32 protein-coding genes and 1 riboswitch are annotated in these 25,977 nt (G+C 66.6%); of the genes, 14 read left to right on the top strand and 18 right to left on the bottom strand.

Annotation, left to right across the window (positions count from 1 at the left end):
• Positions 1 to 3: 3 nt before the first annotated feature.
• Entirely contained in the window at positions 4 to 1,035 is a 1,032-nt protein-coding gene (locus tag RIC54_RS15675) for a D-cysteine desulfhydrase family protein (RefSeq protein ID WP_350089805.1), read from the bottom strand.
• Between the two features lie 178 nt (positions 1,036 to 1,213).
• On the opposite strand from RIC54_RS15675, the gene RIC54_RS15670 reads away from it, so the two are divergent.
• From RIC54_RS15670 to RIC54_RS15660, 3 genes are all read left to right on the top strand, one after another.
• A complete protein-coding gene (locus tag RIC54_RS15670; RefSeq protein ID WP_350089802.1) occupies positions 1,214 to 1,735 on the top strand; it encodes a PAS domain-containing protein in 522 nt (173 codons plus the stop codon).
• A gap of 176 nt (positions 1,736 to 1,911) precedes the next feature.
• On the top strand, positions 1,912 to 2,268 hold the full coding sequence (locus RIC54_RS15665; RefSeq protein WP_350089799.1) for a YciI family protein: 357 nt from the start codon (positions 1,912 to 1,914) through the stop codon (positions 2,266 to 2,268).
• A gap of 3 nt (positions 2,269 to 2,271) precedes the next feature.
• Positions 2,272 to 3,522 carry an RNA polymerase sigma factor gene (locus tag RIC54_RS15660; protein WP_350089795.1) on the top strand — a complete coding sequence of 417 codons (1,251 nt, stop codon included), beginning with the start codon at positions 2,272 to 2,274 and terminating at the stop codon, positions 3,520 to 3,522.
• Here the strand turns inward: RIC54_RS15660 and RIC54_RS15655 are convergent.
• The 7 genes from RIC54_RS15655 to cysG form a co-directional block, all read right to left on the bottom strand.
• Positions 3,519 to 3,986, bottom strand: a complete 468-nt coding sequence (locus tag RIC54_RS15655; RefSeq protein ID WP_350089792.1) for a MarR family winged helix-turn-helix transcriptional regulator — start codon at positions 3,984 to 3,986, stop codon at positions 3,519 to 3,521. The genes RIC54_RS15660 and RIC54_RS15655 overlap by 4 nt on opposite strands.
• On the bottom strand, positions 3,983 to 4,840 hold the full coding sequence (locus RIC54_RS15650) for a sterol desaturase family protein (RefSeq protein ID WP_350089789.1): 858 nt from the start codon (positions 4,838 to 4,840) through the stop codon (positions 3,983 to 3,985). Before RIC54_RS15650 ends, RIC54_RS15655 begins: the two co-directional genes overlap by 4 nt.
• Positions 4,841 to 4,937: 97 nt before the next feature.
• Positions 4,938 to 5,702: a phosphoadenylyl-sulfate reductase gene (locus RIC54_RS15645; protein WP_350089786.1), complete on the bottom strand. Its 765-nt coding sequence runs from the start codon at positions 5,700 to 5,702 to the stop codon at positions 4,938 to 4,940.
• A 34-nt stretch (positions 5,703 to 5,736) separates the two neighbouring features.
• Positions 5,737 to 6,321 (bottom strand): DUF934 domain-containing protein, encoded by a 585-nt coding sequence (locus tag RIC54_RS15640; protein ID WP_350089783.1) that lies wholly within the window; start codon positions 6,319 to 6,321, stop codon positions 5,737 to 5,739.
• Positions 6,308 to 7,966 (bottom strand): nitrite/sulfite reductase, encoded by a 1,659-nt coding sequence (locus tag RIC54_RS15635; RefSeq protein ID WP_350089780.1) that lies wholly within the window; start codon positions 7,964 to 7,966, stop codon positions 6,308 to 6,310. The genes RIC54_RS15640 and RIC54_RS15635 overlap by 14 nt, the downstream gene beginning before the upstream one ends.
• Positions 7,967 to 7,986: 20 nt before the next feature.
• Entirely contained in the window at positions 7,987 to 8,286 is a 300-nt protein-coding gene (locus RIC54_RS15630) for a DUF2849 domain-containing protein (RefSeq protein ID WP_350089777.1), read from the bottom strand.
• A 14-nt stretch (positions 8,287 to 8,300) separates the two neighbouring features.
• Positions 8,301 to 9,698, bottom strand: coding sequence for a siroheme synthase CysG (gene cysG, locus RIC54_RS15625; protein ID WP_350089774.1), 1,398 nt, complete (start codon positions 9,696 to 9,698; stop codon positions 8,301 to 8,303).
• A 96-nt stretch (positions 9,699 to 9,794) separates the two neighbouring features.
• Positions 9,795 to 9,870: riboswitch (SAM riboswitch) on the bottom strand.
• Between the two features lie 138 nt (positions 9,871 to 10,008).
• Between cysG and RIC54_RS15620 the strand changes: the two genes are divergently transcribed.
• Positions 10,009 to 10,569: a helix-turn-helix domain-containing protein gene (locus RIC54_RS15620; RefSeq protein ID WP_350089771.1), complete on the top strand. Its 561-nt coding sequence runs from the start codon at positions 10,009 to 10,011 to the stop codon at positions 10,567 to 10,569.
• A 101-nt stretch (positions 10,570 to 10,670) separates the two neighbouring features.
• Here the strand turns inward: RIC54_RS15620 and RIC54_RS15615 are convergent, their stop codons facing one another.
• On the bottom strand, positions 10,671 to 10,940 hold the full coding sequence (locus tag RIC54_RS15615) for a hypothetical protein (protein ID WP_350089768.1): 270 nt from the start codon (positions 10,938 to 10,940) through the stop codon (positions 10,671 to 10,673).
• 361 nt (positions 10,941 to 11,301) lie between these two features.
• Between RIC54_RS15615 and RIC54_RS15610 the strand changes: the two genes are divergently transcribed.
• Both RIC54_RS15610 and RIC54_RS15605 read left to right on the top strand, forming a co-directional pair.
• Positions 11,302 to 11,619 carry a cupin domain-containing protein gene (locus tag RIC54_RS15610; protein ID WP_350089765.1) on the top strand — a complete coding sequence of 106 codons (318 nt, stop codon included), beginning with the start codon at positions 11,302 to 11,304 and terminating at the stop codon, positions 11,617 to 11,619.
• Positions 11,620 to 11,643: 24 nt separating this feature from the next.
• Complete coding sequence (locus RIC54_RS15605) at positions 11,644 to 11,955, top strand: DUF1272 domain-containing protein (protein ID WP_350089762.1); 312 nt, start codon at positions 11,644 to 11,646, stop codon at positions 11,953 to 11,955.
• A 45-nt stretch (positions 11,956 to 12,000) separates the two neighbouring features.
• On the opposite strand, the gene RIC54_RS15600 is transcribed toward RIC54_RS15605, so the two are convergent.
• The 4 genes from RIC54_RS15600 to RIC54_RS15585 all read right to left on the bottom strand — a co-directional run bounded on the left by RIC54_RS15600 (position 12,001) and on the right by RIC54_RS15585 (position 15,310).
• Entirely contained in the window at positions 12,001 to 12,189 is a 189-nt protein-coding gene (locus RIC54_RS15600) for a DUF3008 family protein (protein WP_350089759.1), read from the bottom strand.
• Between the two features lie 162 nt (positions 12,190 to 12,351).
• Positions 12,352 to 13,230 carry a 5'-nucleotidase, lipoprotein e(P4) family gene (locus RIC54_RS15595; protein WP_350089755.1) on the bottom strand — a complete coding sequence of 293 codons (879 nt, stop codon included), beginning with the start codon at positions 13,228 to 13,230 and terminating at the stop codon, positions 12,352 to 12,354.
• 89 nt (positions 13,231 to 13,319) lie between these two features.
• Entirely contained in the window at positions 13,320 to 14,402 is a 1,083-nt protein-coding gene (locus RIC54_RS15590; protein WP_350089752.1) for an IolE/MocC family protein, read from the bottom strand.
• A 5-nt stretch (positions 14,403 to 14,407) separates the two neighbouring features.
• Positions 14,408 to 15,310 carry a phytanoyl-CoA dioxygenase family protein gene (locus RIC54_RS15585; RefSeq protein ID WP_350089749.1) on the bottom strand — a complete coding sequence of 301 codons (903 nt, stop codon included), beginning with the start codon at positions 15,308 to 15,310 and terminating at the stop codon, positions 14,408 to 14,410.
• Between the two features lie 147 nt (positions 15,311 to 15,457).
• Between RIC54_RS15585 and RIC54_RS15580 the strand changes: the two genes are divergently transcribed.
• Positions 15,458 to 16,504: a LacI family DNA-binding transcriptional regulator gene (locus RIC54_RS15580; RefSeq protein ID WP_350089745.1), complete on the top strand. Its 1,047-nt coding sequence runs from the start codon at positions 15,458 to 15,460 to the stop codon at positions 16,502 to 16,504.
• 65 nt (positions 16,505 to 16,569) lie between these two features.
• On the opposite strand, the gene RIC54_RS15575 is transcribed toward RIC54_RS15580, so the two are convergent.
• Positions 16,570 to 16,935, bottom strand: a complete 366-nt coding sequence (locus RIC54_RS15575; RefSeq protein ID WP_350151176.1) for a GNAT family N-acetyltransferase — start codon at positions 16,933 to 16,935, stop codon at positions 16,570 to 16,572.
• A 183-nt stretch (positions 16,936 to 17,118) separates the two neighbouring features.
• Here RIC54_RS15575 and RIC54_RS15570 point away from each other — a divergent pair, with 183 nt between their 5' ends.
• Positions 17,119 to 17,589 (top strand): D-Ala-D-Ala carboxypeptidase family metallohydrolase, encoded by a 471-nt coding sequence (locus RIC54_RS15570; protein ID WP_350089739.1) that lies wholly within the window; start codon positions 17,119 to 17,121, stop codon positions 17,587 to 17,589.
• A 13-nt stretch (positions 17,590 to 17,602) separates the two neighbouring features.
• Here RIC54_RS15570 and RIC54_RS15565 read toward each other — a convergent pair whose 3' ends face one another.
• The gene (locus RIC54_RS15565; RefSeq protein ID WP_350089736.1) at positions 17,603 to 18,850 is read right to left on the bottom strand and encodes an MFS transporter; all 1,248 of its coding nucleotides are present in this window, start codon (positions 18,848 to 18,850) and stop codon (positions 17,603 to 17,605) included.
• Between the two features lie 433 nt (positions 18,851 to 19,283).
• Here RIC54_RS15565 and RIC54_RS15560 point away from each other — a divergent pair, with 433 nt between their 5' ends.
• Positions 19,284 to 20,159: a DUF2189 domain-containing protein gene (locus tag RIC54_RS15560; RefSeq protein WP_350089733.1), complete on the top strand. Its 876-nt coding sequence runs from the start codon at positions 19,284 to 19,286 to the stop codon at positions 20,157 to 20,159.
• Between the two features lie 9 nt (positions 20,160 to 20,168).
• On the opposite strand, the gene RIC54_RS15555 is transcribed toward RIC54_RS15560, so the two are convergent.
• Together RIC54_RS15555 and RIC54_RS15550 are read right to left on the bottom strand one after the other, a co-directional pair.
• Positions 20,169 to 21,308, bottom strand: coding sequence for an arylamine N-acetyltransferase family protein (locus RIC54_RS15555; RefSeq protein ID WP_350089730.1), 1,140 nt, complete (start codon positions 21,306 to 21,308; stop codon positions 20,169 to 20,171).
• The gene (locus tag RIC54_RS15550) at positions 21,305 to 21,883 is read right to left on the bottom strand and encodes an NADPH-dependent FMN reductase (RefSeq protein ID WP_350089727.1); all 579 of its coding nucleotides are present in this window, start codon (positions 21,881 to 21,883) and stop codon (positions 21,305 to 21,307) included. The genes RIC54_RS15555 and RIC54_RS15550 overlap by 4 nt, the downstream gene beginning before the upstream one ends.
• Positions 21,884 to 21,966: 83 nt before the next feature.
• Here RIC54_RS15550 and soxR point away from each other — a divergent pair, with 83 nt between their 5' ends.
• The 4 genes from soxR to RIC54_RS15530 all read left to right on the top strand — a co-directional run bounded on the left by soxR (position 21,967) and on the right by RIC54_RS15530 (position 24,652).
• Positions 21,967 to 22,419: a redox-sensitive transcriptional activator SoxR gene (gene soxR, locus RIC54_RS15545; protein WP_502989669.1), complete on the top strand. Its 453-nt coding sequence runs from the start codon at positions 21,967 to 21,969 to the stop codon at positions 22,417 to 22,419.
• A gap of 78 nt (positions 22,420 to 22,497) precedes the next feature.
• Positions 22,498 to 23,658, top strand: coding sequence for a M20 family metallopeptidase (locus RIC54_RS15540; RefSeq protein WP_350089721.1), 1,161 nt, complete (start codon positions 22,498 to 22,500; stop codon positions 23,656 to 23,658).
• The gene (hisI, locus tag RIC54_RS15535; RefSeq protein ID WP_350089718.1) at positions 23,655 to 24,104 is read left to right on the top strand and encodes a phosphoribosyl-AMP cyclohydrolase; all 450 of its coding nucleotides are present in this window, start codon (positions 23,655 to 23,657) and stop codon (positions 24,102 to 24,104) included. Before RIC54_RS15540 ends, hisI begins: the two co-directional genes overlap by 4 nt.
• Positions 24,101 to 24,652 (top strand): cytidine deaminase, encoded by a 552-nt coding sequence (locus RIC54_RS15530; protein WP_350089715.1) that lies wholly within the window; start codon positions 24,101 to 24,103, stop codon positions 24,650 to 24,652. The genes hisI and RIC54_RS15530 overlap by 4 nt, the downstream gene beginning before the upstream one ends.
• Positions 24,653 to 24,658: 6 nt before the next feature.
• Here the strand turns inward: RIC54_RS15530 and RIC54_RS15525 are convergent, their stop codons facing one another.
• Positions 24,659 to 25,120 carry a tRNA (cytidine(34)-2'-O)-methyltransferase gene (locus tag RIC54_RS15525; RefSeq protein ID WP_350089712.1) on the bottom strand — a complete coding sequence of 154 codons (462 nt, stop codon included), beginning with the start codon at positions 25,118 to 25,120 and terminating at the stop codon, positions 24,659 to 24,661.
• Positions 25,121 to 25,303: 183 nt separating this feature from the next.
• On the opposite strand from RIC54_RS15525, the gene petA reads away from it, so the two are divergent.
• A complete protein-coding gene (petA, locus tag RIC54_RS15520; RefSeq protein WP_350089709.1) occupies positions 25,304 to 25,834 on the top strand; it encodes a ubiquinol-cytochrome c reductase iron-sulfur subunit in 531 nt (176 codons plus the stop codon).
• The last annotated feature ends 143 nt before the right edge of the window (positions 25,835 to 25,977 follow it).

Raw genomic sequence — 25,977 nt, 5'->3', positions numbered from 1 at the left:
ACGTCAGCCGGTCACTCCGTGCGCCTGCAGGTCGCGCTGGTAGGCGAAGAGCGCCGGAAGACCGCCGGTATGCAGGAACAAGGTCCGGCTTCGCTTGGGAATCCGGCCATCGCCGGCGCAGGCGATCAGGCCGGCAAGCGCGCGGGCAGTGTACACCGGGTCGACCAGCAGACCTTCGAGCCGGGCGGCCAGCCGGAGGGCGTCGGACACCGCATTGTTCAACTTGCCGTAGCCCGGGTGCAGCACGTCGTCGAACACCTCGATATCGCCGTCCCTGACCGGGTTGCCGGTACCGGCCAGCGTCGCGATGCGATCGATGTGCCGTGCCAGACGGCCGGCCTGCGCCGAAGCTGCCCGTCGCACGCAGATCCCGATCACGCGCCCCTGCCAGCCTAGCGTGCGCAGGCCGAACAGCAGGCCGGAGTGGGTCAGGCCGCTGCCGGAGGGGACGACGACCTGATCGACGTCGAGGGCGCCCTGCCGCATCAGTTCAGCTGCGCAGGCGAGGTAGCCGAGCGACCCGAGCGGCGGATGCTTCGGGCTGAGCGGGATCACGTAGGGGCGTCGCCCCTGTCGCGACAGCTCGCCGGCGATCTCGTGCAGCCGGGCGTCGGCACCTTCTTCGTCCTCCCCGACGTCGAAGGCATGCCGATGCGCTCCGAGCAGGTCGTCGAGCAGGACGTTTCCGGAAGAACGATACGTGTCGTCCTGGCCGGAGACCCGCTCTTCCAGTTGTACATGGCAGTCCAGTCCCAGCCGGGCGGCGCAGGCGGCAACGACCCGAACGTAGTTGCTCTGGACGGCGCCGGTGATCAGCACCGTGTCGGCGCCTTCCTTCAGCGCTTGGCCGAAGTAGAATTCCAGCTTGCGCACCTTGTTGCCGCCGAACGCCAGCCCCGTCAGGTCGTCGCGCTTCACGCGGAGGTCGATCCCGAGATGCTTTCCAAGCCGGGGCAGCGGTTCGACCGGGGTGCTCCAACTGAGGAAGGGCGTCCTCGGGAATGGCGCCAGCAGAGCATCGATCGTTTCGGGCACGGCGGTCTCCTCCGGATGGTCCGAGGGTACACTGAGTCAAGCAGCAGAGTCTGCCGCGCGAACGGCATGCTGCTCGACCCCGAAACGGTGAAGTGATCGTGTGAGATGATCGCCGGTGTTGCCGTGACCGCAAATGGAGCAGACAATACCCTGGGCCGAAAGAATGGGCAGAACGCCGATGATGGCAGCCGTTGCGAAGCCTTTCGAACTGTTCGAGGCGACGACCGCGCAGAGGGTTTTCCTGGGCCTCGATCCAGATGCGCCCGACTTCGGGTTCTTCCGGCCCCTGTTTCAGTATTGGACCGATCGGCGGGGTCTCAGGGTTGCACCGGCGCGGGCCGACCTTGATCCGCTCGAATTGCCACCGGCACTGCTGCCCCACGTGCTGCTGATCGACGTCGAGCGCGAGCCGGTCGATTTCCGCTATCGTCTGGCCGGCACGGCCGCCGACACCATTCACGGTCAGAGCCTGAAGGGCGTGCGGATATTGGACCTGCGCCCGGAACCGTTTGCCCGCACCTTGCACGGCGACCTGGTTCGCATGACCGAGGATCTTGCGGCGCAGTTCACCGAACTGTCCTTCACGAATCGGCAGGACAAGACCCGGCGCTACCGGGTGCTGCGCCTGCCGCTGTGCGATGACGCGGGGCGTCTGGCGATGATCCTGGTCCTGGCCGACCACGGGGCAATCACGCGCTGATTGCGGTTGCCTCCTGAGCGGCTTCAAGGCCGGGGGCGTACGGGTTGTCGTTCTGAAGCTGCTGAATACCCGAGCCTCTGATCCTCAGATTTTTCACGTTTCACCTCAGACTATGTCCCAGAGGATGATGCCCGGACGTCTTGGAGCAGGTGCAACGCATTTCGCGAGGTTAAGACGTGAAAGAGTATCTTTTGATCTTTCGTGACCATGAACGTCGGTGGGACAGTTTCTCGCCGGCCGAGATGCAGGCGGTCATCGAGAAGTTCGATGCTTGGAACACTCAGGTACGTGCGACCGGGGCGTTCATCGGTGCCGGCAAGCTGACCAGCGATATGGGTTCCACGGTCCGGCAACGCGGTGATCGGATGGTGGTCGATGGTCCGTTCTGCGAAGCCAAGGAGGCGGTCTCCGGCTACTATTGCATTCGCGCCACGGATGCCGCCGCCGCTGAGGAGACGGCAAAGGGTTTCCCGATGCTGGCCTATGGCGGATCGGTGGAGGTGCGCGAGATGGTGATCCGTCAGACGGAGTGAGATGTGGGCTCGCCTGACGAACCCAAGGTTCTGGTCGAGCATTTCTTTCGCCAACAATGGACCATGGCGATTGCGGGATTGGCCGCTCAGTTCGGCCCGGCCCGGTTGGATGACATCGAGAACGCCGTGTCCGGCGCGATGGTTAAGGCTGTCGAACGCTGGGCGATATCGGGTGTGCCTGACAATCCGGGCGGCTGGATCTACCAGGTTGCCCGGAACATCCTGCGTGACGGGATGCGCCGAAGGCAGATCCACGCGACTAACGAGCGGCACGTCGTCGACGCGTTGTACGCAGAGGCGGATCGAAACGAGCCTGTCAGTTCCGATCCCCTCAACGATGATGTGCTGAAGCTGATGTTCGTGTGTTGCGACCCCGGCATCAGCCTGAGGGACAGCATCGTGTTGACGCTCCGCGTAGTCTGCGGACTTGGGTTCGAGGAGATCGCGTCCGGTCTCTGCATGGCATCGGAGGCGGTTCGAAAATCGCTGTTCCGGTGCAAGCAGGGGCTGGCAAAGAGAGGGATACCGCTCGATCTGCCGCGCCCGGGAGAACTGGGCGAACGTCTCGGCGACGTGCTGCAGATTGTTTATCTGGTGTTCAACGCCGGCTACTACGCAACCGGCGGCAAATCACTGATTCGAGACGACCTCTGTCGAGAGGCAGAACGGCTGATGCACCTTCTCCAGCATAGCCAGTTCGCCTCGGACGGCCGGGTATGGGCGTTGTCGGCTCTGCTGGCGTTCCAGGCTTCCCGGTTGTCGGCACGGGTCGATCCGTCAGGCCGGATACTACTCTTATCCGAGCAGGATCGTGGGGAATGGAATCGGGAGAGCATCGGTCGAGGCTTCAGCTATCTGCGGCGTTCGATGGCTCAATCCCAAAGCTCCCAGTATCATTTGGAGGCCGCCATCGCGGCATGCCATGCCTCTGCGGATTCCTATCAGGCAACCGACTGGCAGCGGATCCTTGGCTACTACGACGCGCTGCTTGAGAGGACGGACTCGCCGGTCGTCCGGCTAAATCGTGCCGTGGCGGTGATGGAACTGCGCGGCGCGGCCGATGCGCTGCCCGTGCTTGGCGAGATCGAGGGGGACCCGCACTTCCGGCACAGTTTCCTGCTGCCGAGCGTCATGGCGGAATGCCATCGTCGCCTCGGCAATCAGGTCCAGGCAACCGCCTACTGGGCCAAGGCCGTCGCGCTGGCACCCAATCGGGTCGCCGCCGAGTTCCTGACCGAGCGGTTGGATTCCTAGCCCAGGTCGGAGGGTTCCCGTCTCTCCAACTCATCTCGCAGAATACGGTTCAGGTCGGTCAAAGCCGTCGCTGCGCTAGTTAGATCAGTTGACGCCATGGAACTGGCAAGCCGTCCCAGCGGCTCAGCCTCGCGCTTCCGCATCAGTTCGAATGTCGTACGGCCGGACGGCGTCAGTTCGTAAAGTGGCGAGCGCTTATGCGCTGGATTGTCATGCGAAACCGCGAGATCGCGCTCTTGAAGCGTGTTCATGATGATCTGGATGTGCTGGCGCGAGACCCCCCGAGCCCGGGCGATGTCGGGTACCGTCTGGGCGCCCGCCAACGCGAGAGCCTCCATCACGGCGCGCATCGAAGGGGTCACCGCCAGGTCGTCGTGCATTGCCTCCGCAAGCGTCTTGAGCAGGTTGAAGCAGACTCGGACCTGGTCTACGACCATGCGGAGTTCGTTCTTGCGATCAGTCATCCCGCTCCATCGGGTTTGGTCATGAGGCTTTGCCGGTTGATCAACTTGGTGGTCCGCACCGGTAAAGTCAGCAGCCACCAGATCGAGTTCACGCGATCATCCTGACACTCCTCCAGGCCGAGTGTCATCGTTGCCAGAGCCCTCGGGGCCTTTTCCCGGTACGTGCCGAACAGACGATCCCAGATGGTGAGTGTCGCGCCGTAGTTGCTGTCCGTCTCGGCCTGCCGGGACGAATGGTGGATGCGATGGACGTCCGGGGTGACGAGCACCAGGCGCAAGATCCGTTCTATGGACGATGGCACCCGGATGTTGGAGTGACTGAACACCGCCATGACGGCATCGAAGATCTCGTAGGTCATCAGCGCGACCGGCGAGATGCCGACTGCCAGGATCGCCAGCAGCAGCACCGGGGTAGCGATCAGGAACTCCAGCGGATGGAACCGGACGGTGGTGGAGATGTCGAGGACCGGATCGGTGTGGTGCACCCGGTGCACTCGCCAAAATAGGGGGATCTTGTGCATGGCCAGATGGATCGCCCATGACAGCAGGCTGCGGACCAGAATGCCGATCGGTAGGGCGAGCAACGCGGAGACCGACAGAGGGTTCAGCAGTCTGTAGTCGTGATCGCGTGCGTAGTCGGCGACGAACACGCCTGACACCGGGATCGCACCGAGAATCAGGATGTTCAAAGCGGTCAGACCAAAGTTGATCGTCCAACGTCGCCCGCGGCAGGGCGCGGCACGGCCGCGGCTGATAGCCAGTTCCAGGAAGCCTAGGATGACCAGGGATCCGAAGAATGCAGCGTATTGCAGTGGTCCTGCCTCGGTTCGAAGAAACTGCTCCAGCGCTTCCATGCCAAACTCCATTGACAACATTACTGTCATATATTTAATGACAATAATGTTGTCAATATAGATCGAACACGAACGACTGGTGCCGAAGCAAAAAGCGTCAGTGAGAGCGGGCGGCAGGTTCGCTTGGCAGATGAATCCCGCACTCGGTCTTGCCGAACCCGGCCCAGCGGCCGCTGCGGGAATCCTCGCCGTCGCGTACCCGGCGGGTGCAGGGCTCGCAGCCGATCGACAGGAAGCCGTTGTCGAACAGCGGATGGCGCGGCAGGCCGCGATGCCGGAACGCCTCGTCGATCCGGGCGGCGGTCCAGCCGGCCAGCGGGTTGATCTTCACCCGGTTGTCAGCGACCTCCACCGGCTCGATCTTCGAGCGGTCGGTGCCCTGGAATCGTTTGCGTCCGGTGATCCAGGCGTCGAATCCGCTGAGCGCGCGTTCCAGCGGCGCAACCTTGCGGATATGGCAGCACATGTCCGGGTCGTGCCGGTGCAGGTTTCCGTCCGGGTCGACATGGCGCAGATCCGCCGGATCGGGACGCAGGCTGCGCACATCGATCAACCCGAAGCGCCGGACCAGGACGTCGCGGTAGGTCAGGGTCGCGTCGAAATGTTTGCCGGTGTCCAGGAACAACACAGGCACCGACCTGTCGATCCGGGCCACCATGTCGAGCAGCACCGCGGCTTCGGCCCCGAACGACGAAACCAGGGCGATCCGCCCCGGAAACACCCGGGTGATCATGGCCTCCAGCAGCGCCTCGCCGTCCAGGTGGCCGAAGGCCCGGTCCCAGGCGGCGGCATAGGTCGGGGCATGCGATGGGCCAACGGCTCCAGGCTCGCCCGCCAGGTCGCTCGACGGATCGCGATACATGACACTCATCCCGCTTGATGGGTCGGGCGGCGGCTCAGTAGGCCCAGGTGGCGGCACAGACCGCGAGTTCGGCGGCGTCGGCAGTCCGAACCGGTTCCGAGCGGATCACCGACTGGGAGGTGCGGGCCGGAACGGCGTAGCGCCGTCGGGCAGGGATCGGGGCCTGGGCATCGGTGGCCGGCTGGTACCAGGCGCTGAACGCCGTGGTCGCCGACTGCCAGCCGCCGGCCGCCCGCTCGTCGACCTCAAGTGAGTCGAACCCGCAGCGCAGCATGAAGGCGATCTGGTCGCGCAGCACGTGGCCGACCGCGCGAACCTCGCCGGTGAAGCCGTGGCGCTCGCGCAGCAGGCGGGCGTAGGAGTAGGCCCGGCCGTCGGTGAACTTCGGAAACTCCAGCGCCACCAGGTCGAGGCGGTCCAGGTCGGCGGCGATCAGAGCAGGTGACTGGGCGCTGGCCAGCCGGACGCCCAGCGGGCCGACCCGGCCGACCAGCCGGTCACGGTGCTGCTGCCACAGTTCCAGCGGAACCAGCAGCGGGCCGGAGCGGTCGAGGTCGGATTCGGTGGTAGCCGCGAACCAGGGATCCTGGACGGCGGCTCCGTTCTTAATGAGTGGCATAGAGCTTCTCCTTGAACGGCTTGATACCGATGCGGCGATAGGTGTCGATGAACGGCTCGTCCGAGCCGGTACGCTTTGCCAAGTAGACGTCGACCACGGTCTCGACCGCGCCGACGATCTGGTCCTCGTCGAAGGCGGGGCCGACGATGTCGCCGATCGCGGCGCTGTGGTCGGCGGCTCCACCGAGCGTGACCTGGTAGAACTCCTTGCCCTTCTTATCGACGCCGAGGATGCCGATGTTGGCGACGTGGTGGTGGGCGCAGGCGTTGATGCAGCCGGAGATGTTGACGGTGACGTTGCCGATCTCCTGCTCGCGCTCCAGATCGGCGAAGCGGGTGCTGATCATCTGGGCGATCGGGATCGAGCGGGCGTTCGCCAGATTGCAGTAGTCGAGGCCCGGGCAGGCGATGATGTCGGACAGCTTGTGCGAGTTCGCGGTGGCCAGCCCGGCCGCCGTCAGTTCCTGCCACACCGCGAACAGGTCGCGCTGGCGCAGGTCCGGCAGCAGCAGGTTCTGCTTGTAGGACACCCGGATCTCGCCGAAGCCGAATCGGTCGGCCAGATCGGCGACCAGTTCCATCTGCTCGGCGGAGGCGTCGCCGGGGATGCCGCCATGCGGCTTCAACGATACCGTGGCAATGGCATAGCCCGGCTGCTTGTGGGCCTCGACGTTGCTGCGTACCCAGGCGTCGAACGCCCGGTTGCCGGCCCGTTGGACATCCAGCTCGGGGCAGGCCGCGTCCAGCGCTTCATAGGCCGGCGGCGCGAAGTAGGCGTGGATGCGGGCAATCTCGTCTGCCGGCAGCTTCAGTTCGCTGTCGCGGATGTGCGCCCATTCCTCCTCGACTAGCCGGGCGAACTCCTCGGTGCCGGTCTCGCGCACCAGGATCTTGATGCGGGCCTTGTAGATGTTGTCGCGGCGGCCGAGCTGGTTGTACACGCGCAGCACAGCTTCCAGGTACGACAGCAGGTGCTCGGCCGGCAGGAACTCGCGGATGGTGACCGCCAGGATCGGGGTCCGGCCCTGGCCGCCGCCGACCAGCACCTCGAAGCCGATCTCCCCGGCGTCGTCGCGGACCATCCGCAGGCCAATGTCGTGGGCGGCCGTCACCGCCCGGTCGCCCGGCGCCCCGGTCACCGCCACCTTGAACTTGCGCGGCAGGAACGAGAACTCCGGATGGAGGGTCGACCACTGCCGGATGATCTCGCAGTAGACGCGGGAGTCGGCAATCTCGTCGGCGGCGACTCCGGCAGTGGCGTCCGCGGTGGTATTGCGAATGCAGTTGCCGCTGGTCTGAATGGCGTGCATCTCGACCGCGGCCAGGTCGGCCAGGATGTCCGGGGTGTCGCCCAGGGTCGGCCAGTTGAACTGGATGTTCTGGCGCGTGGTGAAATGGCCATAGCCGCGGTCGTACTTCCGGGCGATGTATCCCAGTTGCCGCAACTGGCGCGACGACAGTGTGCCGTAGGGGATGGCGACCCGCAGCATGTAGGCATGCAGTTGGAGGTACAGGCCGTTCATCAGCCGCAGCGGCTTGAACTCGTCCTCGCTCAGCTCGCCGCTGATCCGGCGGGCGACCTGCTCGCGGAACTGCTCGACCCGCTGGGTCACGAAGGTCTGGTCGAATTCGTCGTAGCGGTACATGGCGGTCTCGACGGTTCCGGTCAGAGGGTGGCGGCTTGGTAGCCGAGGTCGGTGCGCACGCTGGGTCCCAGGGTGCGCAGGGTCTCGCGCTGGCCGAGCGGGATTGCACGGCCGTCGGCGGCATCGACCTTGAAGGTGTACGGGCCGATCACCGTCCCGGCCTTGGCGGCCTGCTCGGCGACCGCCAGGAGCTCGGCTTCGCGCTCCTTGGTGGCGGCAACGGCGGCATCGGCCAAATGTTCCGACCAGCCACCATCGGCGGTCAGGTAGATCACGAAGCCGTCCAGCAGGCGGTTGGCGGTGATGGCGGTGTTCGGCATGACGAACCGTTCCTTCAGGACGCGATGGACAGCAGGCGGGACGCCGGCTCGGCCTGGGCCAGGGCGACCACATCGCCGACGATCACCAGGGCCGGGCCGGTCAGCCGGTTGTCCCGGGCGAGCCGGTCGAGCGTGGCGACGGTGCCAATGAAGCGGCGTTCGGTCGGCAGGCTGGCGCTCTCGACAATGGCTGCCGGCGTCGATCCGGCGAGGCCGTTCTCGGTCAGTCGCCCCGCGATGGTCGCCAGCCGGCTCAGGCCCATGTAGATCGCCAGGGTCTGGCCGGACCGTGCGGCGGCCTGCCAATCGACGTCCGGCTCGCTGTCGTCGGCGCCGTGGCCGGTGACGTAGGTGACGGTCGACGCCAAGCCGCGGTGGCTGAGCGGGAAGCCGGCGGCCGAGGCGGCGGCGGTTGCCGCGGTGATTCCGGGCACGACCTCGACCTCGACCCCGTGCGCGCGCAGGTGTGCAACCTCCTCGCCGACCCGGCCGAAGAGGTTGGGATCGCCACCCTTCAGGCGAACGACGCGCTGGCCCTCGCGAGCCCGGTGCACCAGCAGGGCGTTGATCTCGGCCTGGGTCCAGCTGTGCGCGCCCTTGGCCTTGCCGACAGAGATCCGGGTGGCGTCGCGCCGGGCGTGGTTCAGCACCGCATCGCTGACCAGCCGGTCGTGGATCACCACGTCGGCCTGTTGCAGCAGGCGCAGCGCCTTCAGGGTGAGCAGGTCGGGATCGCCCGGCCCGGCGCCGACGATGTGCACGACGCCGGCTGCGAGGTCGCGGCCCTGCGCGGCAAGTTGGGTGAGGAACTGGGGGCACTCACCCTCGTCGCCGCGCAGGATCCGCGTCGCGATCGGCCCGTCGAGGACCGAATCCCAGAACCGGCGGCGTTGCGTCGCCGATGGCAGTGTGTCGTTGACGCCCTGTCGGGCGCCGTCGAGCGTGCGCGCCAGCCGGCCAAGCCCGGTCGGCAGGACGGCCTCAATCCACGAGCGCACCCGTCGTGCGAGCGCAGGTGAGGCTCCGCCGGTCGACACCGCGATCAGTACCGGGTTCCGGTCGACGATCGCCGGCATGATGAAATTGGACAGTTCAGGCCGGTCCACGACATTGGTCGGGATGCGGGCGGTCCGTGCGGCAGCGGCCACTGCGACGCCATCGGCATCCGGTTCGGCGACGATGACGAGCGCACGGCCGCCGGCATCTTCCGCCACCGGACGCCGCCGGTGGACGGTCAGCCGCCCGGCGCGGGCCCAGTCCAGGATCTCGGTGGCCAGCGTGGTCGCGACGACCGTGATGTCGGCGCCGGCGGCCAGCAGCAGCCGGGCCTTGGGCACGGCTGCCTCGCCGTTGCCGCCCACCAGCAGAACCGGCTGCCCCGCGAGCCGCAGAAATGCCGGAAAGCCTTTCACGACGGGCGCTCCACCCGATTCCGGAGTATGCTAGTGTCTGAAGTGAAGGTCGGTCGGGTCACGGCGGACTCCAGCGGTTCGTATCATCGAGCCCACGGAGCAATCCCCGTGGCGCTTTAGCAATTGGTCACGCGGCTGCAAGCTGCCCTGTCAAATCGCCGCGGGTCCGTCAGGGAGGACCAAGCCCGATGCGTCGTTCGAAGTACTATATGGCGAACGCATGTTCGTTGTAAAGAATATGGATCGATGAAAAGAACGAAATCTGCGGAGCAGGTCGAAATCGATGTCGCAACAGACCAAGGAACCGGGCATGGCCATCGCACCGCCGAAGTTTGGCGGCGAGATTCTGCGGGCCCGCAAGGATGCGGGGCTGAGTCTCGACGAATTGGCCCGTCGATCCGGCGTGTCGAAGTCGATCCTGTCGCAGATCGAGCGTGACAGCACCAATCCGACGATCGCAACGGTGTGGCGGATCTGCGCAGCGCTCGAACGGACGCCGGAGAGCTTCTTTCGGTCGGGAGATGAGGAACGCTCAGGCGTTGCCCTGCTGAGTTCCAACGCGACGCCGGAGATTCAGAGCGAGGACGGGCGCTGCCGGCTCCGCATCCTGGGGGCCATCGAGACCGTGGAACGCATGCAGTGGTATGAGTTCCTGGCCGAGGCGGGAGGCACGCTGGTGTCGTCCGCGCACGGCGCCGGCAGTGTCGAGCACCTGACGGTGATCTCGGGGAGGCTTTCGGTTGTCGCGAACGGTGACATCAAGACCGCTGGCCCTGGTGAGACGCTGCGCTACGCCACGGCGCACGGCGACCACGTCATCCGCAACAACGATACCCAGCCGGCCCGGGCGCTGATGGTCTGCGTACTCTGAGGGGCAACGCATCGCGCCCCGGACCGGGCACGCTTGCGCTGCCTTGTCCGGGGCGTCGATTGCTGGATCAGGCGACCTTGCCCGTCAATTGCACCAGCCGGTCACTTGCACTTGAAGGTGACGACGGTGCGATCGACCGCTGCCATCGAGTCCGTGGCGTCGGCCGACGCGACCGGCTCGGCGCCGAGCGGGTCGCAATGCGCCTTGGCCATCTGTGTGGCATCGCCCATGCCGGAGACGCTGTCGTAGTAGACGACGCGGATCTCGGAATCGGACATGCTGGCAATCTCGGCAGCCGGGACGCCGCCGGTGCCGCCGGCACATGCGGAAACCAGAAGACCCAGGGAAGTCACGGCGATCAGTGTTTTCATCTCTATACCCTCCTGAATGAGCCCCCAGTGTTCACCGGGTTTGCGGCTCCATCGCGGCTTGGCCGCCTTTGGAATGACAGAGTTACAACGTGCCAGATCTACCTCGGTTCCAAGAACAAGCGAGAATAAGCGACATCGTCTGACTTGGAGGCGGTTAGCAGGTACCGCGCCGGCTCGGTCGCTGTTGGCGAACGACAATAACGCCGTTGAATTGGGACGTTCTATACAGAGTCAAGGCGCGGCAGGGCAGGGATGGCCGGAATACGGGGAGTGTTGTCATTGCGCCCGCCGTAGGGTGGTTCGATTGTCACGCGGCATGGTGCCGGCACGCTGGTTGTCGGACGCCGTCACGGAGGATGGTATGCCCGCAGTCGTCAACGACGTTCGCTCGTTCAAGGCGGAGCGCGCCTGGGGTGCCCGCGACCTGGCCGAAGTCGATGGTGCGACGGTTCGGCTGCATTGGACGGATCAGCCATACAAGTGGCATGTGAACGACGGAGCCGAAGTGTTCGTGGTCCTCGACGGCACGGTCGACATGCGCTACCGCGAAGCCGGGGTAGAGACGTCGGTCCGGCTTGAGGCATCTGACATCTTCGTCGCGGACATTGGTGACGAGCATGTGGCCCATCCGCTCGGCGAGGCGCGTGTGCTGGTCGTCGAACGCAAGGGCTCGGTCTGATTAAGCCAAAGTCGGGAGGACGGCATGGCGCTGCAACTGCGGCCGAACTGCGAGTACTGCGACAAGGACCTGCCGCCGGATGCGACCGAGGCGCGGATCTGCAGCTACGAGTGCACGTTCTGCGCCGAGTGCGTGGACACCAAGCTGCAGAACGTCTGCCCGAACTGCGGGGGCGGGTTCACGCCGCGACCGATCCGGCCGGCAGTCGAGTGGCGACCGGGAGTGTCGGTCGCTCACCAACCCCCGGCGACCGGGCGCGTCCATCTGAAGCGAACGCCGGACGAGATCGCGGCACTGCGGGCACGGGCAGGGGACGTCCCGCCCGAGCGGCGATAGGCGGCCTCGGCCGCGGTTGCCGAGAATGATATTGCCGGACGGCTGTCAGGACTTGGATGCGTGCTCGGGTTTGCCTTTGCGCTTGGCCGAGGCCATCTCCTCCAACTCCTTCTCGGTCATCGACTCGACCATTGATTTCGACGCGCCTTTCAACTCGCTCTTCTTGATATCGCCGCGCTTGGCGGCCAGGGCCGCACCGGCGGCCTTCTGCTGGGATTTCGACTTCGCGGGCATCTCGGCCTCCGGTCATGGGTGGGGGTCACTGTGCGACCTTCACCGGTAACCCGATCGATCCGCGGATAGTTCCCGAATTCGCGCGCCATGAACGGCACCGGGAAACGCAAAGCGCGCCGGCTTTCACCGGCGCGCTCGCGTTGCTCTGAGCTGGTTGGATCGTTACTTGGGGCCGACCCAGGCGTCCATCTTGTCGAGCTTCATCTGGCGCTTCTCGCCGTCAGGCAGCTTCCAGTTGAAACCGAACGCCGCGCCTTCCCACGAGCCATAGGTCGGGTTGGCGATCATGATCCACTCGCGCCCCCAGCGGTCCTGGTTCGCCTTGTAGAACGCGACGCGCTCGGCCGGGGTGCCGTCTGATTCGTCGGTAAAGTCGCCGAGGTTGTCGCCGATGTTCAGCAGCACCCGGTGGGTGGCGCCGACCGACATGCGCCGCGGGCTCTTGGCCGACTTCTTCCACTCTTCCTTCTCGCCGCGGACCAGCACCGTTTCACCCGCGTCGTCGACCGGATAGCCGAACTTCTTCAGGTTCTCGATCGTGGCCTTCTCTTCGACGTCCTTGCGGTTCGAGATGTAGTAGATCGCAACCCCCTTGGACTGCGCGTACTTGATGAACTCGAGCGACCCCGGGATCTGACGCGACGTCACCGTGTTCACGAAAGGCGTCCAGGTCTTGGAGCTGAAGCCGTTGCCGGTCTTCACGGTCCAGGCCTGATACTCGGAATTGTCGAGCACGGTTTCGTCGATGTCGAGGATGACCGCGGTTGGCTTGCTCTCGTAGTTGTCGCCCTGCTCGCCGGGCAGCGCCGTCCACTTCTTGTCGGCGAGCGCTTCGTCCAGGCGCATGCGCGCCAGCGCGTACATTGCGTAGGTGTTGGCCTTGAATTCGACCGCGTTCTGCGTCCAGTAGGTGGCGTTCAACCCGTCGTTCTGTGGCGGTTCGTTTGCGTACGCCGTGCTGGCGGCTCCGGCGGTGGCAAGCGCAATAACGCTGGCTGCGAGCAACCCGCCCAGCGGGCGGCGGCGCGTCGTGTCGGACATGATGTGCCTCTCTCGTTCCCTGTGAACCCGATGCGTGCATTCCCGGTTCGGCCCCGTCGTTCCACGCGGTCGGCTGCCGTCGGTTGCCGCTATGTTGCAGGCGATCGGGATCGTGGGCCAAGCGCAATCGGATGGCGAGCGTTTCGCGGACCGTGAGTCCAGCCGATGCGGCGCGATCGGGCCCGGGCGACCGCTGCCCAGGTTTCCCGCAGCCATACCGCGCAGGCGATCGACTGCTCGAACAGCGAGTAGCGACAGCCCTCGCCGTAGTCGAGGTTCGGGATGAACTCGGTGCTGATCTGGCCGAGCGGGCTGGCCGGATCGGCGGCGTGTTTGCGCATCAGTTGTCGGATGACATCCTTCCACGGCTCCAGCCGGGCGGCATCCCAGTCGGCGTGGTAGTTGCCGGGGCCGGGATCGGCGAACGGGTACTGGATGCCGCGTCCGGGCCGCCCGTCGGGGCCGGTGGCGGCGGTATTGCGCGGGTTGTTCGGGACTGCCGCCCGGGCATGGCAGTGTCGCACCCAGCCGGCGTCGATCCAGGTGCCGCAGACATGGCCGGGTCGGGCAGGGTCCAGGATCAGCCTGCCGGACTCAACATCCTCGCGAATGCCGGAGACGTCCTGTTCCTCCGGATGGTCGATCTTGAAGATCACATGGCTGTGGTCGAGGGTCATCCGGTAGGGCAGGCCGCGCGCCTCGACCATTCGGGCGACCGTGGCGACCCGCCGGAAATCCTCCGACCACATGTTCACGTGGATCTCGAAGCAGGGCTGCACGCCGCGCTTCTCGCCTTCCTCGAACGCGAAGGCATAGAAATCCGCCACTTCCTGGTCGGTCACCGGCCGGCCGTCGGCGCGGTTCACTTTGACCTGGACATTATGGATGGCCGAGCCGAGGCGGCGGGCGGTGTCCAGGTTCGCGACGAGCAGCGGCTCGTCCTGGCCCAGCGCGTAGAACCAACCACCGCAGCGCACCGGTATCCCGTACTTCTCGCTGGCCCGCGCGAAGTCGTCGATCCGGTCCGGGTCCGGGGTCTTGTCGACATAATCGAACACCCCGGCCTCGCGGACCATCGCGAACCGGGTGTCGACGTCCGGCATCGGGTCGGCGTGGGTGTGCTTGATGCCGTTGGTCTGGATGCCGATCGGCAGATCCCTGGCGGCGGGCACGGCGGTCAGCCCATCATCGCAAACGCGCTGCGCGCGCCGCCGGATTTCTGGGTCTTGAAGATCGAGCCGGCGTCCGGGGCCGGCGGCAGCGGGACGCGGATCGGGTTGGCTTCGACCCGTGGCTGGGTGGTCGGCTGGCCGCAGACCATGCGGGTGTGCAGGTCTTCCCACAGCTCGCGCTGCGGCAGGCGCTGGTAGTACGAGGCGCCGCCGACCAGCGGCCAGGCGTCGGCCGCCAGGCACTCGTAGAACAGGATCATGCGGTTGCGGTCGCTCATGTTCGGAGCCGAGCCGTGCAGGGTGCGCACGTGGTGGATCGTCATCGAGCCGGCCTTGCCGGTCAGGGTGACGATCTTGTCCTGGTGGAAATCCGGGTCGCTCGGGTCGACCGCGCCGCAGAAGACACCCTGGGCATTGGTGTGCGCCAGCACCGGGCCCTTGTGCGAGCCGGGGATGACCTGCAGCGGGCCATTGGCCTCGTCCACGTCCTCCAGCATCAGGCCGACCGCCAGAAGGTCGTCATTGGTGTGCGGGTAGAACGCCCAGTCCTGGTGCCACTCGACCGCCGCTCCGCCGCCCGGCGCCTTGGTGTTCAGCTTGGCGGTGCTGAGCGCCACGTTCGGGCCGAGCAGGGTCTTCAGCACCGTGGTGATCCGGCTGTTCACCAGGGTCTCCTGGTACACCGGATGCTGCTTGTGCGGCAGCTTGATGCGGGTCAGGCGCGGCTGGGCGGCGGAGTGCCCCTCGTCCAGGTCGTAGACGTCGTTGCTCTCCGTCACCGCGCGCGACTTCTCGATCAGGTCGCGGGTCACCCGCTGCAGCGCCTCGAGCTGTGCGGGGGTGACCGCGTTCTCGACCATCAGGTAGCCGTTCTCGCGATAGAACGCGACGTCGTCGGTGCTGAGCATGGGGCGTCTCCTCGTGGGTGCCGGCCATCGCCGCGTGTCGGCGTGCCGTCCGGCTTCTCCATCTGACGGGATCATGTTATCGATAACATTGATGAGTCAACGTGAAATGTTATCGATGTCATTCTGCCGAGCTCCGGAGAGCCGTCCGTGACCGAATCCCTGCTCGCGCCGCGGAAGTGGGTGACCATGCAGGATGTCGCACTGGCGGCCGGCGTGTCCACGATCACCGTGTCGCGGGTGCTGCGTTCACCGGAAAAGGTAAAGGCCGCGACCCGCGAGCGGGTTGAGGCGGCGGTGCGCGATCTCGGCTACGTGCCCGACCAGGTGGCGGGCAGCCTGTCGTCGCGGGAAAGCCGGCTGGTCGCAGCCCTGGTCTCGACCCTGGCCGGCTCGGTGTTCGCCTCGACCGTCGACGGCCTGGCGCAGAGCCTACGCGACGAGGGGCATCAGTTGATGCTCGGTACCACCGAATACTCCAGCGCCAGCGAGCAGGCGCTGATCGCCACCGCGCTCAGTCGCCGGCCCGACGGCATGGTGCTGACCAGCGGCGAGCACACTCCGGCGGCTCGCGCCATGCTGGCTGGATCAGGCGTGCCCGTCGTCGAGGTCTGGGAACTGCCGGAAGATCCGATCGACATGGCGGTCGGCTTCTCCAACACCGAGGCCGGACGGGCGATCACCGAGGCGCTGTATCAGACCGGGCGCCGACGCATCGGCTTCATTGGCGGCGGCAGCCGGCGCAGCGCGGAGGTCGGCGAGGGCGATCGGCGTGGCCGTCTGCGTCGGCAAGGTTACGAGGCGGCGCTGGCCGAACATGGTTTGGGCGAGCCGCGGGTGGTGCCGAATCCCGCCGACGGCTCGATGGTCGAGCGCGGTGCGCGCGATCTTGCCGCTTTGCTGGAGCGCTGGCCGGACACGGACGCGGTGTTCTGCTCCAGCGACTCGGTCGCCCTGGGCGCCCTCAGCGAGGCGCGGCGCCGAGGCATCGACGTACCAGGAACCCTGGCGGTCGCCGGGTTCGGCGATTTCGAGATGGCCGGCGAATCCGGTCTCGGCCTGACCACGGTACGGATTCCCGGCTACGCGATCGGCGCCGAGGCCGGCCGCCTGCTGCTGGCCCGCAAGCGCAGCGAGGCCACCGGGCCGCGCATCCTGGATCTGGGCTTCGAAATCGTGCGGCGCGCGACGGCGTGAAGCTGGGGCGGCAACGCTTTGGACACCAATGAGCTGGTGTCGTAGCCAAGGTACTGGGTGCTCGGTCAGGCCAGCGAACGTTGGAGTTTGACAGCCGATGGATCGAACCCGATCGCTCGGTAAAACGCCTGCGCGTCCGTGCGGTGCAGGGCGGTGGTAACCTCCAGCAGAGCGCATCCTGCTTCCCGAGCCAGTTTCTCGGCCGCGTCGACCAGTGCGCGCCCGATGCCGCTACCATGCGCCTGAGGATCAACGACAAGTGTCGTGATACGGGCGATCGGAGCGGCGAGATGCAACATTGGCGTTAAATGCACGGCGATCAGTCCGACGATGCGATCGTCCCGGCAGGCAACCAGAATTGGGTCGGATCTACGCCCTTCGAATTGAGCTATCCGCTCACGCAATGCTTGAAACGTCGTTGTGTAGCCCAATTGCTCCAGGAGCGATCGGATCTGTCGAGCGTCGCGTTGGCACATAGGCCGGATTCCAATCATTACTTCCTCCGCCGCGTTTTCCGTTCTGTCGATTGACTCTCGGATCGGACGATATTTTAGATACCCCTAAGAGCATCGTTCGCTTGATGCGAGTATGATCGTCAAAGCGAGGGAGCGGTCATGGCACGGATGCTTTCCGGCAATTTCAGCCTTGAGGAATTGTGCAAGAGCCAGACGGCGGTCCGGCTGGGCATCGACAACTGGCCGCGGGAGCCGGAGGGCGCGGCGATCATCGCCAATCTGACGCGGGTGTGCGAGCGGATCCTGCAGCCGGTCCGAGAGCATTTCGGCGTGCCGTTCGCGCCGTCGAGCGGCTACCGGTGCCTGCCGCTCAACACCGCCATCGGTTCGAAGAGCACGTCGCAGCACATCAAGGGCGAGGCGGTGGACTTCGAGGTTCCCGGCGTAACCAACGCGCAGCTCGCCTCCTGGGTCCGGGACAACCTGGAGTATGACCAGCTGATCCTTGAGTTCTACGAGCCCCGCGAGCCGACCAGCGGATGGGTCCACTGCTCGATCACGGGCGGCCCGAACCGGAAGCAGCTTCTGACGATCAACAGGCAGGGCACCACGTCTGGCCTGCTAATCTGAAACGGCGGCGGTGTCAGCCGGACGCTGCCGGCTGTCTTCCGGCCACCAGCACGAACACCGCAATCCCGGTCGCGGCCGCGCCGCAGCCGGCGATGGTTCCCGGCACCCCCAGGACCTCGAACAGCCAGGGACCGGCGGCGGTCGCCACCATCGCCGCGCCGATCACCATGGCCTGCCGCAACCGCAGAACGGCCCCGAATGCATCGCTTGCCAAACGGCTGCCGAAGAACGTCAGCATCTGGACACCGGCCAACGCACCGCCCAAGCCTGAAATGAAGGCCAGCAGCACCATGGCGGGTACGGCTGCCGTCTCGTCCAGAAACAGCAACGGCACGGGCAGCAGCATCAGTCCCAGGCCGATCACCGCATACCCGGTGAACAGCATTCGCCAGGGATTGCGCAGCTTCCAGGTGACGACGACCGCGTTGCCGATCAGTTCGCCCGCGGCGGAACCGCCGAATACCAGGGCCACCGAGGCCAAGCCTCCCGCGCTGAAGCCGACCTCTTGCGACAACAGCACAGGCACCCCGACGGTGAAGCCCAGCGCCATGCCCGCGCTGCGGACGCTGGTGGCTGAGAGGATCCACCACGCGCCGGGACAACGGCAGGCGGACGAAACGCCGAGGCCGAGCCGGGCGAGCAGCGTAGTCGGATTGCCTGTGCGCGGCGCGCGGTCGACGAGCTGCCGGCCGACCGCGGCGACGGCCCCGGCGGACGCCAGGAAACTGATGGCGTTGGCGGTCAGCAGATGGACCGCCGGGCCGATCGCCAGCCACCCGGCGGCGATGAACGGCCCGACGACCTGAGCCGACCGGGTTGACGCGTCGAACAAGCCATTGGCGGCCCGCAGGCGCTCCGGCTCGGGGACCAGCAACGGCACACCCGATATCAGGGCGGGGGTCGTCAGCGCTGCAAAGGCCGCCAGCGCGACCGAGGCCGTCATCAGCAGGGGCAGGGTAAGGCCGAACGTCAGGGCGGCGGCTACCGTCAGGGCGCACACCGCCGCGCTCATCACATTCAACCAGACGATCAAGACCGCTCGCGGCACCAGATCGGCAACCGCGCCGCCACCCAGGCTGACCGCCAGAGTCGCCGCGGCCTGTGCGGCGATCAGGAGCGATGCGTCCCCGCCGGCCAGACCGACCGCCAGCCAGACCGCGCCGACGCGGTACAACTCGGTTCCGATGGCGGACATTGCCAGCCCACCCCACAGGACGCGCACGTTGCGGTCGTGCAGGAGGGCGATGAACGGATGCGTCATGGCGTCGGCTTTGCTCGGCCTAGGGCACGTTGCCTGTACGGCGGGTCGACGATGGTCCGTGGCGGGGCCGACGCTCTGCAAGCATTCAGTGTGCGCGGAGCGCGATCCGTTTTTCGGTTGCCGCAAGTCGTTTGCCGGCATGGATTTTTGTGTAGCCCGGTCGACGGCATATCTTGGGACCGGCCCCTGCCGGGATCGTCTGCCGATCTTCATCGTGTCCGACTCGGCCGCATTGCTGGATCGGTTTGAGTACCGCCTTCGCTACGACGGACGTTGACTGCAGTCGAATGGCGATGCTTCGGGACGGCAGGGGCAAATCGGCGTACACTGAAGATCTTCTGTCGGGTCGCAGTTCCTGCGTGACCGGCGCCGGTACCGACGTCTTGCCACGGCCTTCTGCGGCCCCTCGAACAACGGTTCGGGAGACGCGACAATGGCTGTCGAGCATCAGATTCGAAATCCGCTGGAATGGGGCGTTGATCAGGTCAAGCTGATCCAGGCCGCCCTGGGGTTGACCGGGCGTGCGTTGGACGGCGCCGAGGCCGATCGATACACCACCCCGCCGCTGGTTCGGCGCATAGAGGTCGCCGACCTTCGCGAGGTCCTGGTCAAGGGTTTGGCGGATTTTGCCGCCGCGCGGACCGACGTGCTGTTCATCTGCCTGATCTATCCGGTCGTCGGCCTGTTCCTGATGTATCTGGCGTTCGGCTACGAGATGCTGCCGCTGCTGTTCCCGATGGCGTCCGGCTTCGTGCTGGTCGGACCGGTGGCGGCTGTTGGCCTCTACGAGATGAGCCGTCGGCGCGAGAAGGGCCGGGAGGTGACCTGGGTGGACGCGTTCGGCGTGCTCCGGTCGCCGGCGTTCGGCGCGATCGTGGTGCTGGGCCTGCTGCTGCTGGCCATCTTCCTGAGCTGGCTGGTGATGGCCTACGCGATCTACTTCGGCACGCTCGGGCCCGAGCCGCCGACCTCGGTCGCCACGTTCGCCCGCGACGTGCTGACCACTCCGGCCGGCTGGGCGATGATCGTCGCCGGCATCGGCGTCGGCTTCCTGTTCGCGGTGCTGGTGCTGACGATCAGCGTGGTGTCGTTCCCGTTGCTGCTCGACCGCGACGTCGGCCTGTACCCGGCGATCGGGACGTCGATCCGCGCGGTGATGGCGAACCCACGCCCGATGGCCGCCTGGGGGCTGATCGTCGCCGGCGGCCTGGTGCTGGGGTCGATCCCGCTGTTCATCGGCCTGGCGATCGTCATCCCGGTGCTCGGCCACGCCACCTGGCACCTGTACCGCAAGCTGGTGCCGCGTTGAGCGGCACCGTCACGACCCGCGTGCTGCCCGTTCGATGAGGGCGCGCCACTCCGGCGCGACCGGCAACCGGAAGACGTCGCGCAGGACCCTCTCGATGCTGGCCGCGTCGAGGAACTGCTTGTCGGATCGTTCATCGGCGTGGCGAACCGTGAACCGGTTGTCCAGCAGTGTGTACCGGGCATCACCGGTGGTCCGCGCGACAATGAGATTACGCGTGAAGTGCGAGTCGGGATGCGTCGAGGTGTGCCAGTTGGCGACTTCGTAGTCCGACGGATGAAGCGGCTCGCGCGAGACCGTGTACATCGGCAGCCAGACGCCCTCCCGGCGGGCCTGAACCATCAAGTCGTGCCCGAACCGGAACACCCGGAATGCCTCGTGTGCGGTCTGTTGCGGCTCGGTGGTGTCGATCCGCAAGGGCGCCGGCGGCACGCTGCTGCCGAACCCGACGTCGACCAGCCACGGCCGGCCGTCAAGCTGGACCTCAAGCAGCATGTGGGTCCTGGCCGATGGTGCACTGTCGGCCGGCATGGTCCAGCGGACCCGTGCCGATATCGGCGTCACCTGGAAGCCGAGGGTCGCCAGGACCCGTTGGAACAGCCCGTTGTGTTCGAAGCAGTATCCGCCCCGGCCGGCGCCGATCAGCTTGACGTCGACGGCGTTGGCCGCGATATCGATCCCGCGGCCGAGCAGCGCGTCGATCGCCTCGAACGGAATTGCATCGAGATGATGCCGGTGCAACGCCCGCAGGGTATCGATCGTCGGCGCGAGGGGGCCGTCATAGCCGATGCGGGCGAGGTAGGCGTCCAGGTCGACCAGTGGTTCGGCGTCGGCGCCGGACAGCCGGTCGAGTATCTGTCGGACTGCGATCGGGGCGTAGGCGTCGACCAGATGGATGGCCGGATGACGGGTCGTGAAAGCGTTCTTCAATCGATTGCGGGTCGCGTCATCCACTCCACCGCCGATCGACAGCAGGTCGAAGTCGCGGGGATCGAAGTCGATGTCCAGCCGGGCCGGGTCGGTCGATCCAGATGCCTGGATGCCCAACTCGGCCAGATCCTGCATCACCGTGTCGAGGACCTCCCGCGTAACGCCGATGACCAGCACGCGCGCGCCTGCCGGTTCGGTTTTGGATCGGGTGGCCGGGCTCATGCCACCGCCTCCGCGTAGGCCCGAGTCTCGCGTGCCTGCTTGAGGGCGGTCGTCCACCAGGACAGTCGCGCCAACATCAGCCGGGCCGCCTGGGTCGCACCCGCCGGGTCGCGCAACTCGCCGCGGTCGTCGAACTGGTTCCAGGCGTTCGCGAACGCCACGCTGTCGCGCAGCCCGACGGCGTGCAGTTCGGTGAACACGTTGCGCAGGTGCTCAACCGCCCTGATGCCACCGGATGCGCCGCCATAGGAGACGAACGCGACGGGCTTGGCCTGCCACTCGGCCTTGGCGGAGTCGATCACGTCCTTCAGTGCGGCGGGATAGGAGTGATTGTATTCCGGGGTGACCACCACGAACGCCTGGGCGCGGTCGAGGCGTGCGTGCAGTGCTGCCCGGGCCTTCGGGTTGGAGCCGACGATCGCGGACGCGACGCCCGGTTCGGCAGGGTCGATGACATCGAGAGCGAAGCCGCCGTAGGTCTCGACCTGGGCCGCCGCCCAGGCGGCCACGGTGTCGCACAGGCGCCCCTCGCGGGTGCTGCCGTAGATCAGGGCGATGTCGATGGTGGGGGACATTCGAGGATGCTCCTGGATTGCGTTCTCCATGAGCTCAGCCATATAGAACCTCAACCATAGTTGAGGTCAAGGCCGTGGCGAAGATTTCTCCTGACGAAATTTCCAGGACGCTGACGGTCGGCGAGGTGGCGCGGCGCAGCGGCATCGCTGTTTCGGCGGTGCATTTCTACGAGGCCAAGCATCTCATCCGAAGCCGCCGCACCGAGGGCAATCAGCGACGCTACCCTCGCGAGGTGCTACGCCGGGTGGCGATCATCAAGGTCGCTCAGCGGGTCGGCATTCCGTTGGCTGAGGTTCGCGAAGCCCTCAGCGGCTTGCCTGCGGGACGCACGCCGACCGCCGAGGACTGGCAGGCGCTGTCCAGCCGCTGGCGGTCAGCGCTGGATGCACGCATCGACAAGCTGGTTCGGCTGCGCGACCAGTTGGACGGCTGCATCGGGTGCGGTTGCCTGTCGGTCCGCGACTGCCCACTGCGCAACCCGTGGGATGCGCTGTCGGAACAGGGGACGGGACCACGCCTGTTGGATCCGGATTGACCGCGAAGCCTTGGCGTCCGGGATGCTCGCCCCTAAGATGCCGGCACCTGAACGATCCACCCGATCCGGAGATTTCCGATGACCGACGCGGCCGCCATCCGCGAGAACGAGCCCCGCATTGATGCCGAGGAGATCCTCGACGGAATCCTCGACTGGGTGGAGGTCGAGACCCCGACCTATCACGGTGCCGAGGTCAACAAGCTGGCCGAGAAGGTGCGGGCGCTGTGGGCCGATGTCGGGTGCTCGGCGGAGCGGATTCCAGGGCGCGACGGGTTCGGCGACCACGTGCTGGTCCGTTCGCCGGACTGGAAGGAGGGCGAGCCTTCCCTGCTGGTGTTGTCGCACATGGACACGGTTCACCCGATGGGTACCAAGGAGGGCCCGAACCCGATCCGGCGCGAGGGCGATTCGGTGTTCGGTCCGGGCATCTACGACATGAAGGCCGGCGCCTACCTGCCGTACTACGCGTGGCGCCACCTCAAGCGTCTCGGACGCGCCCACGGCATGCCGGTGACCTGGCTGTATGTCTCCGAGGAAGAGGTCGGCAGCCCGACCAGCCGGGAAGTAATCGAGCGCGAGGCGAAGAAGGCCAAGTACGTGCTGGTGACCGAGCCGGCGCGCGACGGCGGCAAGATCGTGACCGCGCGTAAGGGGGTGGGCCGGTTCGAACTGACGGTGACCGGCCGTCCGGCGCATGCCGGCGCCCAACACCAGGACGGCCGCAGCGCGGTCAAGGAGCTGGCGCACCACATCCTGGAGATCGAGGGATACACCGACTACGAGCGTGGCGTGACGACCAATATCGGCCTGGTGCAGGCCGGTACCGGGGTCAACGTGGTGCCGCGCGACGCCACTGCCGAGATCGACCTGCGGGTGGTCACCGCCGCCGACGGCGAGGAGTTGACCGCCAAGATCCTGAACCGGGTGGCGCGCGATCCCGATGTCACCGTGGTCGCGACCGGCGGCATGAACCGGCCGCCCTACGAACGTTCGGCCGAGATCGAAGCGCTGTTCGATCAGGCGAAGGCGCTGGCCGCCAAGGGCGGGCTCGACCTGGTGGCGACGCCGCTGACCGGCGGCGGCTCCGACGGCAACTTCACCGCCGCCCTCGGGGTACCGACGCTCGACGGTCTCGGCGCCGACGGCAAGGGGGCGCACACACTGCACGAGCAGATCTACGTGTCGTCGCTGGAGCCACGGGCCCGCATGTGGGTCGAACTGCTGGCAGGATTGAAATGACGGTCGCCTTCGCGCCACGCGGCAGCCACGCCGAGGTCGAGGAGGGCCTGGCGCTCGCCCCTAAATTCGATGCCGACGGGCTGATCCCGGCGATCGCCACCGACGCCACCGACGGCACGGTCCTGATGATGGCCTGGATGAACGCCGACGCACTGAGCGCCACCATCGAGACCGGCGAGGCGCATTACTGGTCGCGGTCGCGTCGGGAGATGTGGCGCAAGGGCGGCACCAGCGGCCATGTCCAACGGGTGCGCGAGGTGCGGCTGGACTGCGATCAGGACGCGGTTCTGCTGCTGGTCGACCAGGAGGGACCCGGAGCCTGCCACGTCGGCTACCGCGCCTGTTTCTTCCGCAGGGTGGTCACGGACGGATCCGGCGGGGTCCGGCTGGAGACGGTGGAGCCGAAGGCCTACGATCCGAAGACCGTCTACGAGGGTGGGTCATGACCGGCAAGGTCGAACTGCTGCTGCCGGCGGTGGCGCGCTCGGCCGCCGTGACCGTGACGCCGCTCGGCCGGCTGACCGTGCCGTCGCGGGCGGTGCCGGAACGCCGGGTGATGGTCGATCCGCAGGAGTTGGCGGGCCTGCGCGACGCCGCGCGGTCGGCGGCGGACCGCGCGCACGCGCCGTACTCAAAGTTTACCGTCGGCGCGGCATTGGTCATGGCCGATGATCCGGAGCGACGGGTGTTCACCGGGGCCAACGTCGAGAACGCGACCTATGGCGCGACCATCTGCGCGGAGCGTACGGCGATCGCCCAAGCCGCAGCCGCCGGGTTCCGCAGGATCGCGGTCCTGGCGGTGTCCTGCACGAAGGCGATGCACGCCCGGCTCGCCGACCGGTCGCCCTGCGGGATCTGCCGGCAGACCATCGCGGAGTTCTCCACCGAGGCGCCGCCGAGCCTGGTGCTGATCGATTCGGGCGAAGACGACGTGCTCGGTGACATCCTCGATCTCGACCGGTTGTTGCCCTACGCGTTTCGGATAACTCCGTAGGGGTCCTCAGGCCGGAGCCGCCGGCCAGCCGTCGGTCTGGCGCAATGCCTCGGCCAGCACCATGCCCGCCGTCACCGCGACGTTCAGCGACCGGGCGCTCGCCACCATTGGCACGCGCACGGCCAGATCGGCGGCTGCATGCAGTGCATCGGGCACGCCGGCACTCTCCCGCCCGAGCACCAGATGATCGTCTCTCTCGAACCGCGCCTGGGGCAGCGGCGTGGCGCCGCGGGTGGTGAGCAGCACAAGACGACCCGGCGAGCGGATCGCCATGAAAGCGTCCCACGAGGAGTGGCGGGCGACAGCGGCAAACTCGAGATAGTCCATGCCGGCCCGGCGCAATCGCGGTTCGGACCACACGAAGCCGCAGGGCTCGATGATGTCGACGCCCACACCGACGCAGGCGGCCAGACGCAGGATGGTTCCGGCGTTCTGCGGGATGTCCGGCTGGAAGAGAACGAGGCGCATGACCGGCTAATAACCGCCGCGCTACGCTTTGCAAACCATTGAGCCGTGGGGTATAGCGAAGCGGCACGGGGCGGGTAGGTCGGCCGGATTGCGACAGCGCGTCGCGTTGGACCGGCCGCCGGTTCCGTATAGTGAGTTGAGTCTGGGGTCGTCCGGGGGCGACCGTGTGAGGGTTGGAGGACCATGGCTGACACCCATCAGGGCGAAACCCGCCGCGATTTCCTGTACATCGCGACGGCCGCTGTCGGCGCTGTCGGGGCGGCGAGCGCGGTTTGGCCGTTTGTCGATCAGATGAATCCGGCTGCCGACGTGCTGGCGCTCGCATCGATCGAGTTCGATACCGCGACCGTGGCCGAGGGCATGGCGGTTACGGTGAAATGGCGCGGCAAGCCGGTCTTCGTGCGGCATCGCACGCCGGAAGAGATCGAAGAGGCGCGTGCGGTGCCTTTGGCCGATCTGCCGGATCCGGCGGCCGATGCGACGCGCGCGCAGAAGCCCGAGCAGTTGATCGTGGTCGGCGTGTGCACCCACCTGGGCTGCGTCCCTCTCGGCCAGAAGCCGTCGGACCCGCGCGGCGATTTCGGCGGCTGGTTCTGCCCGTGCCACGGCTCGCACTACGACACCGCCGGCCGGATCCGCAAGGGCCCGGCGCCGAAGAACCTGGAGGTGCCGGAATACCAGTACGTGTCCGACACCGTCGTCCGAATCGGCTGAGGGAGGGCGACACACCATGGCCGCGAAATTCGAGAATTCGATCGTGCGCTGGATCGACCACCGGCTGCCGATCTTCACGTTCATGCACCACGAGCTGCATGAGTACCCGACCCCGAAGAACCTGAACTACTGGTGGAACTTCG

The organism is Thalassobaculum sp., from assembly GCF_040219215.1.
In the GTDB taxonomy this organism is placed as follows: domain Bacteria; phylum Pseudomonadota; class Alphaproteobacteria; order Thalassobaculales; family Thalassobaculaceae; genus Thalassobaculum_A.
This window is presented reverse-complemented; position numbering and strand designations above follow the sequence as displayed.

Coding starts and splice junctions, on each gene's coding strand:
- RIC54_RS15540 (WP_350089721.1), top strand. CDS start 22,498: ATGACCGACGCGGCCGCCATCCGCGAGAACGAGCCCCGCATTGATGCC.
- RIC54_RS15650 (WP_350089789.1), bottom strand. CDS start 4,840: ATGGAAGCGCTGGAGCAGTTTCTTCGAACCGAGGCAGGACCACTGCAA.
- RIC54_RS15605 (WP_350089762.1), top strand. CDS start 11,644: ATGGCGCTGCAACTGCGGCCGAACTGCGAGTACTGCGACAAGGACCTG.
- RIC54_RS15550 (WP_350089727.1), bottom strand. CDS start 21,883: ATGTCCCCCACCATCGACATCGCCCTGATCTACGGCAGCACCCGCGAG.
- RIC54_RS15595 (WP_350089755.1), bottom strand. CDS start 13,230: ATGTCCGACACGACGCGCCGCCGCCCGCTGGGCGGGTTGCTCGCAGCC.
- RIC54_RS15555 (WP_350089730.1), bottom strand. CDS start 21,308: ATGAGCCCGGCCACCCGATCCAAAACCGAACCGGCAGGCGCGCGCGTG.
- RIC54_RS15620 (WP_350089771.1), top strand. CDS start 10,009: ATGGCCATCGCACCGCCGAAGTTTGGCGGCGAGATTCTGCGGGCCCGC.
- RIC54_RS15565 (WP_350089736.1), bottom strand. CDS start 18,850: ATGACGCATCCGTTCATCGCCCTCCTGCACGACCGCAACGTGCGCGTC.
- RIC54_RS15655 (WP_350089792.1), bottom strand. CDS start 3,986: ATGACTGATCGCAAGAACGAACTCCGCATGGTCGTAGACCAGGTCCGA.
- RIC54_RS15530 (WP_350089715.1), top strand. CDS start 24,101: ATGACCGGCAAGGTCGAACTGCTGCTGCCGGCGGTGGCGCGCTCGGCC.
- RIC54_RS15630 (WP_350089777.1), bottom strand. CDS start 8,286: ATGCCGAACACCGCCATCACCGCCAACCGCCTGCTGGACGGCTTCGTG.
- RIC54_RS15645 (WP_350089786.1), bottom strand. CDS start 5,702: ATGTATCGCGATCCGTCGAGCGACCTGGCGGGCGAGCCTGGAGCCGTT.
- RIC54_RS15670 (WP_350089802.1), top strand. CDS start 1,214: ATGATGGCAGCCGTTGCGAAGCCTTTCGAACTGTTCGAGGCGACGACC.
- hisI (WP_350089718.1), top strand. CDS start 23,655: ATGACGGTCGCCTTCGCGCCACGCGGCAGCCACGCCGAGGTCGAGGAG.
- RIC54_RS15610 (WP_350089765.1), top strand. CDS start 11,302: ATGCCCGCAGTCGTCAACGACGTTCGCTCGTTCAAGGCGGAGCGCGCC.
- petA (WP_350089709.1), top strand. CDS start 25,304: ATGGCTGACACCCATCAGGGCGAAACCCGCCGCGATTTCCTGTACATC.
- RIC54_RS15640 (WP_350089783.1), bottom strand. CDS start 6,321: ATGCCACTCATTAAGAACGGAGCCGCCGTCCAGGATCCCTGGTTCGCG.
- RIC54_RS15635 (WP_350089780.1), bottom strand. CDS start 7,966: ATGTACCGCTACGACGAATTCGACCAGACCTTCGTGACCCAGCGGGTC.
- RIC54_RS15525 (WP_350089712.1), bottom strand. CDS start 25,120: ATGCGCCTCGTTCTCTTCCAGCCGGACATCCCGCAGAACGCCGGAACC.
- RIC54_RS15570 (WP_350089739.1), top strand. CDS start 17,119: ATGGCACGGATGCTTTCCGGCAATTTCAGCCTTGAGGAATTGTGCAAG.
- RIC54_RS15560 (WP_350089733.1), top strand. CDS start 19,284: ATGGCTGTCGAGCATCAGATTCGAAATCCGCTGGAATGGGGCGTTGAT.
- RIC54_RS15600 (WP_350089759.1), bottom strand. CDS start 12,189: ATGCCCGCGAAGTCGAAATCCCAGCAGAAGGCCGCCGGTGCGGCCCTG.
- RIC54_RS15585 (WP_350089749.1), bottom strand. CDS start 15,310: ATGCTCAGCACCGACGACGTCGCGTTCTATCGCGAGAACGGCTACCTG.
- RIC54_RS15615 (WP_350089768.1), bottom strand. CDS start 10,940: ATGAAAACACTGATCGCCGTGACTTCCCTGGGTCTTCTGGTTTCCGCA.